Source organism: Ciceribacter sp. L1K23 (genome assembly GCF_018122705.1).
Lineage (GTDB): Bacteria > Pseudomonadota > Alphaproteobacteria > Rhizobiales > Rhizobiaceae > Allorhizobium.
This window is the reverse complement of record NZ_JAGRRC010000001.1, coordinates 217050-230046: the sequence shown is the minus strand read 5'-3', so window position 1 is coordinate 230046 and position 12997 is coordinate 217050. Positions and strand designations below refer to the sequence as shown.

At 61.5% G+C, this 12997-nt stretch carries 13 protein-coding genes; 7 read left to right on the top strand and 6 right to left on the bottom strand.

The features are described 5' to 3' along the window. Position 1 precedes the first annotated feature (1 nt). Positions 2–1270, top strand: a complete 1269-nt coding sequence (lysA, locus tag J5J10_RS01010; RefSeq protein WP_211928452.1) for a diaminopimelate decarboxylase — start codon at positions 2–4, stop codon at positions 1268–1270. Positions 1271–1425: 155 nt separating this feature from the next. Then, positions 1426–4029 carry a TIGR02302 family protein gene (locus J5J10_RS01005; RefSeq protein ID WP_211931100.1) on the top strand — a complete coding sequence of 868 codons (2604 nt, stop codon included), beginning with the start codon at positions 1426–1428 and terminating at the stop codon, positions 4027–4029. A gap of 22 nt (positions 4030–4051) precedes the next feature. Here J5J10_RS01005 and J5J10_RS01000 read toward each other — a convergent pair whose 3' ends face one another. The 3 genes from J5J10_RS01000 to J5J10_RS00990 all read right to left on the bottom strand — a co-directional run bounded on the left by J5J10_RS01000 (position 4052) and on the right by J5J10_RS00990 (position 5803). Beyond that, positions 4052–4411: a response regulator gene (locus J5J10_RS01000; RefSeq protein WP_211928451.1), complete on the bottom strand. Its 360-nt coding sequence runs from the start codon at positions 4409–4411 to the stop codon at positions 4052–4054. A gap of 112 nt (positions 4412–4523) precedes the next feature. Further along, positions 4524–5078, bottom strand: coding sequence for a hypoxanthine phosphoribosyltransferase (gene hpt, locus J5J10_RS00995; protein WP_211928450.1), 555 nt, complete (start codon positions 5076–5078; stop codon positions 4524–4526). 65 nt (positions 5079–5143) lie between these two features. Further along, positions 5144–5803, bottom strand: a complete 660-nt coding sequence (locus J5J10_RS00990; RefSeq protein ID WP_211928449.1) for a hypothetical protein — start codon at positions 5801–5803, stop codon at positions 5144–5146. Between the two features lie 198 nt (positions 5804–6001). Between J5J10_RS00990 and ftsE the strand changes: the two genes are divergently transcribed. The 4 genes from ftsE (at position 6002) to J5J10_RS00970 (ending at position 9328) form a co-directional block, all read left to right on the top strand. After that, the gene (gene ftsE, locus J5J10_RS00985) at positions 6002–6661 is read left to right on the top strand and encodes a cell division ATP-binding protein FtsE (RefSeq protein WP_208554316.1); all 660 of its coding nucleotides are present in this window, start codon (positions 6002–6004) and stop codon (positions 6659–6661) included. Beyond that, positions 6654–7667 carry an ABC transporter permease gene (locus tag J5J10_RS00980; RefSeq protein WP_211928448.1) on the top strand — a complete coding sequence of 338 codons (1014 nt, stop codon included), beginning with the start codon at positions 6654–6656 and terminating at the stop codon, positions 7665–7667. The genes ftsE and J5J10_RS00980 overlap by 8 nt, the downstream gene beginning before the upstream one ends. A gap of 55 nt (positions 7668–7722) precedes the next feature. Beyond that, positions 7723–8442, top strand: coding sequence for a YdcF family protein (locus tag J5J10_RS00975; RefSeq protein ID WP_249116642.1), 720 nt, complete (start codon positions 7723–7725; stop codon positions 8440–8442). 88 nt (positions 8443–8530) lie between these two features. Further along, entirely contained in the window at positions 8531–9328 is a 798-nt protein-coding gene (locus tag J5J10_RS00970) for a 1-acyl-sn-glycerol-3-phosphate acyltransferase (protein ID WP_211928447.1), read from the top strand. Here J5J10_RS00970 and J5J10_RS00965 read toward each other — a convergent pair. Continuing rightward, positions 9315–9869 carry a gamma-glutamylcyclotransferase gene (locus J5J10_RS00965; protein ID WP_211928446.1) on the bottom strand — a complete coding sequence of 185 codons (555 nt, stop codon included), beginning with the start codon at positions 9867–9869 and terminating at the stop codon, positions 9315–9317. The genes J5J10_RS00970 and J5J10_RS00965 overlap by 14 nt on opposite strands. Positions 9870–9904: 35 nt before the next feature. Between J5J10_RS00965 and J5J10_RS00960 the strand changes: the two genes are divergently transcribed. Beyond that, on the top strand, positions 9905–10909 hold the full coding sequence (locus J5J10_RS00960; protein ID WP_211928445.1) for a DUF2125 domain-containing protein: 1005 nt from the start codon (positions 9905–9907) through the stop codon (positions 10907–10909). A 2-nt stretch (positions 10910–10911) separates the two neighbouring features. Here the strand turns inward: J5J10_RS00960 and J5J10_RS00955 are convergent, their stop codons facing one another. Together J5J10_RS00955 and hisC are read right to left on the bottom strand one after the other, a co-directional pair. Next, complete coding sequence (locus J5J10_RS00955) at positions 10912–11841, bottom strand: prephenate/arogenate dehydrogenase family protein (protein WP_211928444.1); 930 nt, start codon at positions 11839–11841, stop codon at positions 10912–10914. Further along, positions 11841–12947, bottom strand: coding sequence for a histidinol-phosphate transaminase (hisC, locus tag J5J10_RS00950; protein ID WP_211928443.1), 1107 nt, complete (start codon positions 12945–12947; stop codon positions 11841–11843). The genes J5J10_RS00955 and hisC overlap by 1 nt, the downstream gene beginning before the upstream one ends. Positions 12948–12997: the final 50 nt, after the last annotated feature.

Below are 12997 nucleotides of genomic sequence, written 5' to 3'. Positions count from 1 at the left end.
CGTGAACCATTTCGAATATCGCGACGGCATCCTCTACGCGGAGGGCGTTGCCGTGCCCGAGATCGCCAAGGCGGTCGGAACGCCCTTCTACGTCTACTCGACGGCAACGCTCGAGCGACACTACAAGGTTTTCTCCAAGGCCTTCGACGGCGTCGATGCGATGGTCTGCTACGCGATGAAGGCCAATTCCAACCAGGCGGTACTGAAAACGCTTGCGCGCCTCGGGGCTGGCGTCGACGTGGTCTCCGAAGGCGAGCTTCGCCGCGCGCTGGCGGCCGGCATCCCCGCGAACCGGATCATGTTCTCCGGTGTCGGCAAGACGGTGCGGGAGATGGATCTGGCGCTTGAGGCCGGCATCTACTGCTTCAACGTCGAATCAGAACCCGAACTCGAAGTGCTGAGTGCCCGCGCCGAAAAGCTCGGCCGGCAGGCGCACGTCTCCTTCCGCATCAATCCGGATGTCGACGCCAAGACGCACGCGAAGATTTCGACGGGCAAGAAGGAAAACAAGTTCGGCATTTCCTACGAGCGCGCCCGCGCCGTCTACGCTCGTGCCGCCACCCTGCCCGGTATCGAGGTGACCGGCATTGACATGCATATCGGCAGCCAGATCACCGAGCTTCAGCCGTTCGAGGATGCCTTCCGGCTGCTGCGCGAACTCGTCGAGACATTGCGCGCCGACGGTCACGGCATCGACCATGTGGACGTCGGCGGGGGTCTTGGCATCCCCTACAAGGACGATAACAACCCGCCGCCGGAACCGGATGCCTACGCAACGATCGTCAAGGACCAACTTGCCGGACTGAACTGCAGGATCGTCACGGAGCCCGGGCGCTTGATTGTCGGCAATGCCGGTATCCTGGTGACTGAAGTCATCTACGTGAAGGACGGCGGAGAAAAGACCTTCGTGATCGTCGACGCGGCCATGAACGACCTGATCCGTCCCACCCTCTACGAGGCCCATCACGAAATCCGCCCCGTCGTCATCTCGGCCGCAAGCGCACCGCGCATCCGCGCCGACGTGGTCGGGCCAGTCTGCGAGACAGGCGACTATCTGGCGCTCGACCGAGAGATGGCAATGCCGAAGCCGGGCGACCTTCTCGCGGTCGGTTCGGCTGGCGCCTACGGCGCGGTACAGGCCGGCACCTACAATACGCGCCTGCTGATCCCGGAAGTTCTTGTGAAGGAAAACGAATTCCGTGTGGTTCGTCCTCGCCAGAGCTATGATGACCTGATCGCGCTCGATTCCGTGCCCGACTGGCTCGGCTGAACAGGCCAATCACTTTTCGGCGAAATGGTCGGAAAAGCGCGCCCGCTCCTGTTGGCACCCTCGTCTTCGCCACAAAGAATGTTATCTTCTACACCAGTAGAGGAACGCTCGCGCCCTGATTCCCGCGACACCACGCCTCGACGGGAGACCTGATGATGAATGCACCAGGCCGTTCTGCCAGCAGAAAAGGCGCTTTCCGCAACGACGCACGGCTTGCGCGCCGCGTGGCCGTGAAACGCTCGTTCGCCCGGCTCGTTCTCTTCACCGAACGCCTTCTGCCGCTGATCCTCTTGCCTGCGGGCCTTGCCGCCGTCTTCGTGTCGCTGGCGTGGTTCGGCGTATTCCGCATGTTGCCGGATGTGTTCCGCTTTGCGCTGCTGTTCCTGCTGGTCTTCGGCTTCATCGCCTCGCTGCTGCCATTCGCGCGACTTCGCTGGCCGGATGCTGAAGACGCGGACCGCCTTTTGGAAGAACGCAACCTCCTGCCGCACCAGCCGGTCGCGGTGCAGGAGGATGAACCGGCATTCGAAACGCCGTTTGCCAGAGCGCTCTGGGAAGAGCATCAGCGGCGAATGGCCGAGCGTATCGCGGCACTCGACGCCGGACTGCCGCAGCCGGATATCGCCCGCTTCGACCGCTTCGCGCTCCGGACCATCCCCGCGCTCCTGATTGTGACCGCGTTTGCCTATTCCGGTTCAAACGGAGCAGGCTCCGTACGCGACGCCTTCCGCCTAGACGGCACCGTCAGCGAAGTTCCAGCGACCCGCATTGATGCCTGGATCACGCCACCTTCCTACACCAACCGTGCACCCGTCTTCCTGACAGGTCAGAATTCCGCCGAAGCAGCCCTTGGCAGCGTTCCGCAGTTCTCGCAGGTAACCGTCCGGATCAGCGGCGGCAATGGCGAGGAACAGGTGCGCTTCCTCGGCGATGGAGCGGAACCGATCGATATTTCCGCAGAAGGAGCAGATGCGGCTCAGGAAGCGGGATCAGCACCTGTTCCCCCGACACCTGCTCCGGCCGCGACGACGCAGGCGGCCCGCACCTTCAATTACAAGATCGAGACGGGCGGCGTCCTGCAGGCCGCTGACCGTGAGTGGCAGATCGGGGTCGTCCCCGACAAGGCGCCTGAAATCGCTTTCGACGGTATGCCGCGCCGTGCCGTCAACGGCGCACTGGAGATCGCCTTCATCGCCCGCGACGATTACGGGCTGCAACAGGCGCACGCGATCATTGAGCCGGCGGGCGACGTCGACGCAGAAGCAACTCCGCTCTACCCGCCACCGGAATACAAGCTCGACCTGCCGCGCCATAATGCGCGCGAGAGCAAGGGTGTCTCGAGCCGGAACCTGACAGAGCATCCAATGGCCGGCAAACGCGTGCGTATCACGCTCGTCGCCCGAGACGGCGCCGGACAGGAGGGTCGCAGCCAGCCATACGAAATGGTTCTGCCAAGCCGAAACTTTAGCCAGCTGCTGGCTGCCGCCGTCGCGGAACAGCGGCAGGTCTTTGCTCTCGACACACGCAAGATGCCTGAGGCGGTCGCGCTGAATGAGGCACTCACAATCCGTGCCGACGAAACCATTCCAAATCTCTCCCACTATCTCTTGATCGAATCGGCACGCTTTCGGATGAAGCAGGCCCAGTCTCCGGAGGCGATGAAGGAAACCGCGGACTACCTCTGGGAAATCGCGCTCGGCATAGAGGACGGCAACCTGTCGCTGGCCGAACGCCGCCTGCGCGATGCGCAACAGGCGCTCGCCGACGCACTGGACCGCAATGCCCCCGACGAGGAGATCAAGCGGTTGATGGACGAGCTTCGCGCCGCAATGCAGGAGTTCATGCAGGCCCTTGCGCAGCAGCAACAAGGCAACATGGCCGACAACCAGCAGCAGCCGCAAAACATGTTGCGGGCGCAGGACTTGAACAACATGCTCGACCAGATCGAGAACCTCGCGAGGTCCGGTAATCGGGATGCAGCCCAGCAGATGCTGTCGGAACTGCAGCGCATGATGAACAATCTCCAGGCCGGCCGCCCGCAGCAGGGCAACCAGCAGGAAAACAGCCAGATGCGCCAGCAGATCGACAAGCTCGGCGAACTGATGCAGCAGCAGCAGCGCCTGATGGACCAGACCTTCCAGCTGGACCAGGCCTTGCGCGACCGCATGCAGCGCGGCGATCCGGAAATGGGCGAAAACGGCCAATCCCCCGACCAGCAACAGTCAACTGACCAGATGACTGCAGAACAGTTGCGCGAGGCTCTCAAAAACCTGCAGCAGCAGCAGCAGGCGCTTGGCGAACAGTTGCAGGAATTGCAGGAAGGCCTTAAGGGCATGGGAATTCAGCCGGGCAACAACTTCGCCGAGGCGGAAAGCCAGATGCGTGGCGCCGGCGACGCGCTGGGCAGGAGCCAGGGCGAACGCGCGGTCGAGGGACAGGGCAAGGCGCTGGAGGCGCTACGCCAGGGCGCCCGCGACATGATGAACCAGATGATGCAGGCCATGCGCGGACAGCAGGGACAAGGACAGGGCCAGCAGCAGGGCATGACCGGACAGGGCAACCAGAATGGCCGCGATCCGCTCGGCCGCCCCCGTGCCACCTCCGGGCCGGACTTCGGCGAGAATGTCAGGGTTCCAGACGAGATCGACGTCCAGCGCGCGCGCGAAATCCTCGAGGCGATCCGTCGGAAGCTCGAGGAAAACAGCGGCCGTGTCGAGGAACGGCGCTACCTGGAACGCCTGCTCGATATTCAGCAATAAGGAGCTGCTGAACGGCGGTCCGTCAGGACGCCAGTGCCTGTGCCACGGCTTTGCGGATATCCGGCAGCGCAAAGGGTTTGGAGACGACGTCGACCACTTTCGTCATCAGATCCTCGGCCCGCTCCCTCTGCTCGGCATAGCCGGTCATCAACAGGATTTTCATATCCGGGTAATCCGCCGCAGCGCGATGCGCGAGCTCGATACCATCCATCACCGGCATCCGGATATCCGACAAAAGAAGGTCGAAAGACCCTTCCCCGAGTTTTTCCAGACCGGCGGCACCATCGGCCGCTTCGTGGGTTTCGTGACCATCCATGCGCAGCGCGCGGGCAACGAACATGCGAAGGGAATCTTCGTCTTCGGTGATGAGAATCCTGGCCATCCGATGCACTCCCGTCTGTTCTTATGATGGGAGCAAATCACCAGACTTTCCTTGTCGAGAAGTAAATTTCGACTTGGAGGTATCGGCAATGGTTAACAGGATGTGTCGGATTTTACGTATCTGCCGACGCGTCGCCCGTAACCACGCCGACGAACGGCAGCTCGCGGAATGCATACGCCACATCCATGCCATAACCCACGACGAAGTAGTCCGGGCATTCGAAGCCGACAAAGTCAGCCTCGAGGTTTTCCTTGCGCTTCACGCGCTTATCGAGCAGCACGGCAATGGAAACATCGGAGGCACCGCGTTCGTAGAGAAGCTCCTTGGCGAACTTCAGTGTGCGGCCAGATTCAAGGATATCATCGATTAGCAGGACACTGCGTCCCTTCACGTCGCTGTCGATATCCTTGACGATCCTCACCCCTTGCGAAACCGTTCCCGTGCCATAGGAGGATAGCGTGATGAACTCGACCTCCGGAGCCAGGCCGACATCGTGAAGCGCGCGGATCAGGTCAGCCGCGAAAATGAACGAGCCCTTGAGGATCGCGATGACCAGGAGGTCCTTGTTCGGCTGCTTGGCAATCTCCGCCGCCATCTGGTGATTGCGCTCGTCGATCTGCCGCGCGGTATAAAGCGGCTCGATGATCTTTCCTCGGACAGTGGGCATATGGCATTCCCTGCTGGTTGGCGGGCCACGGCTGGCCACGGCGTCGGTGACCGCGACTATCACACTCAGAAGACGGCGACAGCCTCGTCCATGAAAGAAAGCTGTAATTGCGGCGTTTTTCCACCGGGATGCTGCAGCTTGGCCTCCAATCCCCTGCTGTGTCCGCCGGGGAGACTTGTCACGGGCGGATGGATCACGACGCTCGAAACGATGCTGCCGTCGAGCACGAGGTCGGCACGAACCGGCGGGACCGCTTGCATTTCGTCCGCGCGGTTTTCGATAATCGCATTGACCTGCAACAGCCGCATGCCGTCGGCGTCCCTCGGCGTCAGGGAGACGTGGGTGAGATCAAGAGATACAGGCCGTGGAGCCGGACCCAATGAGCCGGTAGCCAGCATGCCGGCGAGGATGAAGACGAAGAGAAAGATGGCTCCGACCAGCGTGGCGAAGTCGCGCGGCGTCAGCCGTGCGAGAAACCGCTCCACCGAAGCAAGACTGCCAACCGGACCGGCGCCCGCTGTCTCGGGCTTTGCGCTCCGGCGATTGTCGTTGAACCGTCTCGCGTCGAAGGACCGTCTCGGAGCCTCAATGACGGTGATGAATTCCGCATCCACGATGTCGGAAGCCGTCGGGAAGCGACGGGAAGGATAGGACGGCCTGCGCTCCGGCGGCAGCAGGTCCGCGTCCGATTCTTCTATCGTCTGTCGAAAGCGGAACGCGCTCATGATGCACCTGTCCCCTCGCGGACCGCCGGGTCTCACGAAAACTTGGCATTGAATCGAATCCTTCCCAGTCGTAAATTTAAATGGTTAATGCTTCGCAAAGAGGTGCTTCGGGAGCCCTCTCGGATCCGGTGTTTACCGTCCGTTAACCGGCATCGTTAACAAGTCGCCTCGTCCCCGCTCTTTCACTGGATACCCGTGTTGATCCATTTCGAAAACGTCGGCCTGCGCTACGGAATGGGACCGGAAATTCTCCGGGATCTGACATTCGACATTCCGAACAGGTCCTTCCAGTTTCTGACGGGACCGTCCGGGGCGGGAAAGACGACGTTGCTGCGCCTACTCTTCATGTCGCTGAAGCCGACGCGCGGGTTGATCCGCAGCTTCGGCCGAGACATCGCTAAGATTCCGCGTGATGAATTGCCGATGCTGCGTCGCCGGATCGGCATCGTCTTTCAGGATTTCCAGCTTCTCGAGCACCTCACCACTTACGAGAACGTTGCGTTGCCTCTACGGGTTCGTGGGAAGGAGGAAACCAGCTACAAGCAGGATGTGATCGAACTCCTGAAATGGGTCGGCCTTGGCGAGCGGATCAACGTGCTTCCTCCGGTACTCTCCGGCGGCGAAAAGCAGCGTGTGGCGATCGCCAGAGCTCTGATCGACCGACCCGAAATCCTTCTCGCTGACGAGCCGACCGGGAATGTAGACCCGCCGATGGCCAGACGCCTTCTAAGCTTGTTTCTCGAGCTCAACCGTCTCGGTACAGCCGTGGTGATCGCCACCCATGATCTGGGGCTTATGGACCAGGTGGATGCGCGCCGGATGATTCTCTCCGAAGGGCGGCTGGACATCTATGATTAAAGCGGCCTCCAATCGTCAGCAACAGCCCGCCACCGCGCCTGCGCGTCGACCGGAGATGCGCCTGCGGCCGACCGCGCCTATCCTTCCGCCCACGAACATTCAGGGCAATGCTCTGATGGTGGTCATCGCCATCATGGCCTTCCTTGCCTGCCTGACATTCGGCGCCGTCTCCATGGTGCGCGCCACCGCCGCCGGCTGGCAAAGCCAGATCGCGCGCGAGATCACGATCCAGATCAAGCCGGAGGATGGCTTGGACATGAACCGGGCTCTCGTGCGGGCCAAAGATCTGGCTCTGAGCTTCGTCGGCACTCGTGACGGCCGCATCATGGACGATGACGCGACGGCTCGACTTCTCGAACCATGGCTGGGCACCGGACTGAATTTGGAAGACCTGCCGGTTCCGAGGCTCGTCATCATCACGATCGACGAATCGAATCCTCCGGACTTCGAGGCCATGCGCGCCCTGTTACGCAACGAGGTGCCGCAAGCCTTCCTCGACGACCACCGGACGTGGGTCAATCGCCTCGTCGCCATGGCCCGAACGACTGTGCTGATCGGCTTCGGTGTTCTGATCCTGGTCTTTACCGCAATGGTGCTGACGGTCGTTTTCGCGACCAGGGGTGCGATGTCAGGCAACCGGCACATCGTGGAGGTGCTACATTTCGTCGGCGCCGAAAGCCGGTTCGTGGCGCGCGAATTCCAGCGGCACTTCCTGAAAATCAGCCTGAAAGGTGCGGCCGCCGGCGGATTTGCGGCGGCGTGCGTCTTCGCAGCTGCAGGCTTCTGGCAGAGCCGGAGCCTCGCCACTCCGCAGAGCGATCAGGCGACAGCGCTGTTCGGCACGTTCAGCATCGGCCTTCTCGGCTATGCAGGTATCTTCGCGACGATGATCATCATCGCGCTGCTGACGACCTTGACCGTGCGGCTGACGGTGCTACGGACGATCGACGAAATCGACCTCATCAGGTCGGATCCGGCCAGGACCGATCCTCTTGCTGGCGACTGACGGGGGAGCTGTGATTCGCCTTAAAGCCGCCTGTTCGGCGCAATAAAAGGCCGCTATGCACGTGATCATGACCATGGGCCGGACGAGCAAGACAGACGATTCGCGATCGGCGGGATATCACCGTCTCGGCGACTATTTTAACGGCCGCAGAAGCCCGGTGCGCCGTGCGTTGCGTTATGCCGGCTACGTATGCCTGCTCATGGTCGCGGCAGGCTTTGGCGGCTTTCTCTATTTCGTCGACTCGGTCACGACTCTGATCCCGCCGGAAAATCCACGAGCGGAGGCCATCGTGGTGCTGACCGGCGGCTACCAGCGGATCGACCAGGCGGTGGACCTCCTCAAACACGGATCTGGTAAGCGACTACTGATTTCCGGCGTCAATCCGTCGACCACCAGCACGCAGATCCGGCGGATGACGCAGAGTTCTGCCGGACTGTTCGAATGCTGCGTCGACATGGGTTACGAAGCCCAGGACACGATCGGCAATGCCAGCGAGACGACCCGGTGGATTCACGACAAGGGCTACCGCTCGGTGCTGCTGGTGACAAGCAACTATCACATGCCGCGCAGCCTCTACGAGCTTCGCCGCATCAATCGAGATACCGACTTCATCCCCTATCCGGTCGTCAACACGGACCTTAAGCAGGCCAACTGGTATTCAGATCCCGATGCGTTGCGCACCTTGGTCTACGAATACGGAAAGATGGTCGCCGCCTATGCTCGGGACATCACCGGCTGGACGATTGACGGCAAAGGTCCTGCCTCGCAGCCCTGACGGGAAACGCGGTCGGCATCACTGACGCCTTTCTATCGCGGATTTTATCGTGTAGTCACACAGCCATCCGACAGAGGCTGCCCGTTCCATGATCGTCCTGCGTTCCATACTCTTCAATACTGCGTTCTACGCCAATCTGATCATCCGCATGATCGTCCTGTCGCCATACTATTTCGCGGTGTCGCGCAAGCAGGCGTTTCGCATTCCAAAGGCATGGGCCAAATCCTGCCATTGGCTGATGGAAAAGATCGTGGGAACCACCTTCGAGATCGAGGGCCTGGCGAATATCCCGAAGGGCGGCTACATCCTTGCCCCAAAACATCAGTCATTCTGGGACACCTACGCGCTGCTGCCCTGGCTGGACGATCCCGTCTATATTCTGAAGCGTGAACTGATGTGGATCCCGCTGTTCGGATGGTATGCCGCCAAGCAGCGGATGATCCCGGTCAACCGCGGCGCCCGCGGCAAGGTGATGGCAGCCGTCATGGAACGCGCCAAGCAGGAGATGGCGAACGGTCGCCAGTTGATCATCTATCCCGAAGGTACGCGCCGGCCACCCGGAGCAGAGCCGCTCTACAAATACGGCATTGCCCGCATATACCGTGATCTCGACGTGCCGGTGGTGCCGGTTGCCATGCACCCGGGGCTGTTCTGGCCACGCCGCAAGTTCATACGCTACCCCGGCCACTTCAAGGTTCGTATTCTCCCGCCGATCGCTCCCGGAAAGGATCCGGATGCCTTTTTCGAGGAACTGGTTGCCACACTGGAAAAGGCCAGTGACGACCTGCTGATCGAAACAGCCCGCGACAACCCGGAGCTGCCACTGCCGCCAGTGGCGGCGGCACGCATCGCGGAGCTGCAATACGTTACCACTAAGGCGCGGTAACCCCCGGCGAGAAGGCGGCGACACGACTGGCCACCTCTTCCAGCCAGTGATCGCGTATGCCCATCTCGCGCAGGTGAGCGACGGTGTTTTCGACATAAACGTGATTGGGGCCAGAGCGACCGATAGCGTCTCGGACTACGTCGGCCGCCTCCGTCACGGTGATCGCACCTGCATATTGCCTGTGGCTGCGATCGACGACGTAAGTCAGGGCACGAACGGTGGAACCGCCGGACAGCCGGACGGGAACAAAACGCTCGACGTAGACTTTCGTCACCAGTTCACGTTCCCGCAGATAGTCCACGGTAGATAACCAATGTTCCGGTGAAATCCGAAAGGCGACGCCGTGGCAGGATCCCCCACGATCAAGCCCGAGCACCAGCCCCGGTTTCTGTTCGGTACCACGATGAACCCAAGAGCGAACACAGAGCGACCGACGAAACCCGAAAGCACGCGCCTGACTGCGGACCTCGTAGTCGAAACCCGGATTCCACATCAGCGAGCCGTAGCCAAAGACCCAAAATTCGTCCATATCCCGCATCACTAAAGACGGCCCTGCCGACAGTTCCGGAGCACTTGATGGCCCCTTCGACTCCTTCCACCACCCCGCCCAGCCGCAAGATACTGCGTCTCGGCCTGGCCGTCGTGGCGGTCTGCATCGTCTATACCGGAGGCTGGCATCTGGCTGCAACCACGCTGGAACAGCGCATAGAAACCATCTTCGAAAAGCAGAATCCGCTGGGGGCCGTGGTTGAGTGCCAGAACCGCGAGCTGCGGGGCTTCCCGTTCCGAATTGGCCTGTTCTGCGAAAAGCTCGCCTTCGACGACCATCGTAACGGTATTTCCGCCTCCTTCGGCGATTTCCGCTCGGCCGCCCAGATCTACGCGCCGGGGCACATCGTGTCCGAGCTTGACGGGCCCGGCGAAATCCGTTCGACCAATGGAACGAGGGTTTCGCTGCAATGGCACATGCTGCGCTCCAGCGTGGTCACCAGTACCGCGTATCTGGAGCGAAGTTCGGCCGAATCGCAGGGGCTTCGGGCCACGGTTGTGACACCCGACGTTCCGGTTTTTGATGTCGCGACAGCGTCGTCCGAAATGCACATCCGCCGCAACGGCGAAGACCTTGATTACGCGGCGATCGGCCGTGACATTCGTATCGCGGTCCGCGACAGCCAACTGACGCTCCCCCCGTTTTCCGCGAGTGTCGACCTCACCGTCGCCGATCGCGCCGATCTGATGGATTACGACAGATCCGGCGGCGCCATTTATGGCACAAAGGGGCAGTTGCGGCGGGTAACTTTCGACTTTGGTGAAGGACGCGTCGTGATGTTGAGCGGACCGCTTGAAGTCGGCGAAGACGGCCGTCTCAACGGGAAGCTGCGGGTGGAGCTCGAAGGTATTTCGGGGCTCGCCGACACGCTGAAGGCGGTGATGCCGGATGCGGCAAACGAGATCGACACGGCTTCGAACCTGCTAACTGCTCTTTTCGGTGGCAATCAGAAAGGCGCGACCGACATCCGCATCCGCAACGGCGTGGTTACCCTTGGCCTTTTCCCGATAGGAGAGATTCCGCCCCTCTGACCTCAGGTCTTGGTATCGAGCGCGTGGCGACCGAAGTCCGGCGCGTCGACATCCTGTCCGGCTTGAATGATCGAACGGCGAACGTCGCGGGTGCGCGTAAACAGATCGAACAGCTTGTCGCCTTCGCCCCAGCGGATCGCCCTTTGAAGATAGGCGAGGTCCTCGGAGAAGCGCGCCAGCATTTCGAGGATCGCGTCCTTGTTGTGCAGGCAGACGTCGCGCCACATGGTGGGATCGGAGGCCGCGAGACGGGTGAAGTCGCGGAAACCCGAGGCCGAATACTTGATCACCTCAGACTGGGTGACCGCCTCCAGATCATCCGCCGTGCCGACGATGTTGTAGGCGATGATATGCGGAAGGTGCGAGACGATCGCCAGCACCTTGTCGTGATGCTGCGGGTCCATCTCGTCGATACGCGACCCGAGCGCCTCCCAGAAGGCCTTCAGCCGCGACAGAGCCACTGGATCGGTGTCAGGCAATGGCGTGAAAATGCACCAGCGGCCACGGAACAGTCCGGCAAAGCCCGCATCCGGGCCGGACTTCTCGGTACCGGCCAGCGGGTGGCCGGGAATGAAGTGCACGTTCGACGGCATGTGCGGCTGCATCTGGGCGATGACAGAGGCCTTGGTCGAGCCGACATCGGTGACCACGGCGCCAGGCTTCAGATGCGGCGCCATCTGCTTCGCCACGTCCTCCGACGCACCGACGGGCACCGACACGATCACCAGATCCGCATCCCGAACCGCGTCGGCGGGCGAGGATACGTAGGAGGTGCCGAGGGCGAGCTCCTGCGCCCGGCGCAACGTCTCGGCGCTGCGGGTCGATATCACCACATCCTTCGCCAATCCCAGCGCCTTCACGTCCCGGGCAATGGAGGAGCCGATCAGGCCAATGCCGATCAGTGCGATCCGGTCGAAATGTACATCCGCCATCAGGCGCGCCCCATGAATTCACCGAGCGTCTCGATCACGCCGCGATTGGCCTCCTCGGACCCGATGGTCATACGGAGCGAGTTGGCGAAGCCGTAGCCCTTCACCGCGCGGAGGATATAGCCGCGACTCGTCAGGAAGGCATCGGCATCATCGGCCCGCTTGCCGTCGACATCAGGGAAGTGGATCAGCAGGAAATTCGTGACCGAGGGCGTCACCTTCAGCCCGATCGTCTCGAACGCGTGGGTAAGCTTGTCAAGCCAGAGGCTATTGTATTGGATGGCGGTGGCGACGAAATCCTGGTCGCGGATCGCCGCGGCGCCGGCGGCGATCGCCGGGGCGTTGAGGTTGAACGGTCCCCGCACCCGGTTCACAGCATCGACGATCTCCAGCGGCGCGTACATCCAGCCAATACGAAGTGCAGCGAGACCATGGATTTTTGAGAACGTCCGAGTCATGACGACATTTCGATTGCCCGAAACGAGTTCGATCCCTGCCTCATAATCGCTCGCCGAAACATATTCGGCATAGGCGGCATCCAGAACGAGGACGACGTCCTTCGGCAGTCCGGCGTGCAGCCGGCGGATGTCGCTGACGGGAACGTAGGTACCGGTCGGGTTGCCGGGATTGGCTATGAAGACGATCTTCGTCTTTTCCGTCACGGCCGCCAGGATGGCGTCGACATCGACGCGGCAGTCCTTCTCCTTCACCACGACCGGTGTCGCGCCGCAGCCCATGATCTGGATCTTGTAAACGAGGAAACCGTGCTCGGTAATGATGCCCTCGTCGCCCGGCCCGAGATAGACATGGCAGAGCAGACCCAGCAGCTCGTCCGAACCGTTGCCGCACAGAATGTTGGCGGCGTTGAGACCGTGCACGCCAGCGATTGCCTCGCGCAGCGCAACAGCCTGTCCATCCGGGTAAAGCTCAAGATGACCGGCACTCTGGCGAAAAGCCTCAAGGGCTTTCGGGCTGGCGCCGAGGGGAGTTTCATTCGAGGAGAGCTTAAAGACGCGGGCGACTCCCGGCGCGTGCTCCTTGCCAGGCACATAGGCCGCGATATCAAGGATGCCCTTGCGTGGAACCGGCTTCAAAACGTCGCTGCTCATCGAACTCACTTCCCTGAAAAAAGCCGGGAATGTCCCGGCGGCAACGGTCC

What these genes read in the sequence shown, in the direction of transcription:
- J5J10_RS01005 (WP_211931100.1), top strand. Translation starts at nt 1,426, where the DNA reads ATGAATGCACCAGGCCGTTCTGCCAGCAGAAAAGGCGCTTTCCGCAAC.
- J5J10_RS01000 (WP_211928451.1), bottom strand. Translation starts at nt 4,411, where the DNA reads ATGGCCAGGATTCTCATCACCGAAGACGAAGATTCCCTTCGCATGTTC.
- hpt (WP_211928450.1), bottom strand. Translation starts at nt 5,078, where the DNA reads ATGCCCACTGTCCGAGGAAAGATCATCGAGCCGCTTTATACCGCGCGG.
- J5J10_RS00990 (WP_211928449.1), bottom strand. Translation starts at nt 5,803, where the DNA reads ATGAGCGCGTTCCGCTTTCGACAGACGATAGAAGAATCGGACGCGGAC.
- J5J10_RS00980 (WP_211928448.1), top strand. Translation starts at nt 6,654, where the DNA reads ATGATTAAAGCGGCCTCCAATCGTCAGCAACAGCCCGCCACCGCGCCT.
- J5J10_RS00975 (WP_249116642.1), top strand. Translation starts at nt 7,723, where the DNA reads ATGCACGTGATCATGACCATGGGCCGGACGAGCAAGACAGACGATTCG.
- J5J10_RS00970 (WP_211928447.1), top strand. Translation starts at nt 8,531, where the DNA reads ATGATCGTCCTGCGTTCCATACTCTTCAATACTGCGTTCTACGCCAAT.
- J5J10_RS00960 (WP_211928445.1), top strand. Translation starts at nt 9,905, where the DNA reads ATGGCCCCTTCGACTCCTTCCACCACCCCGCCCAGCCGCAAGATACTG.
- J5J10_RS00955 (WP_211928444.1), bottom strand. Translation starts at nt 11,841, where the DNA reads ATGGCGGATGTACATTTCGACCGGATCGCACTGATCGGCATTGGCCTG.
- hisC (WP_211928443.1), bottom strand. Translation starts at nt 12,947, where the DNA reads ATGAGCAGCGACGTTTTGAAGCCGGTTCCACGCAAGGGCATCCTTGAT.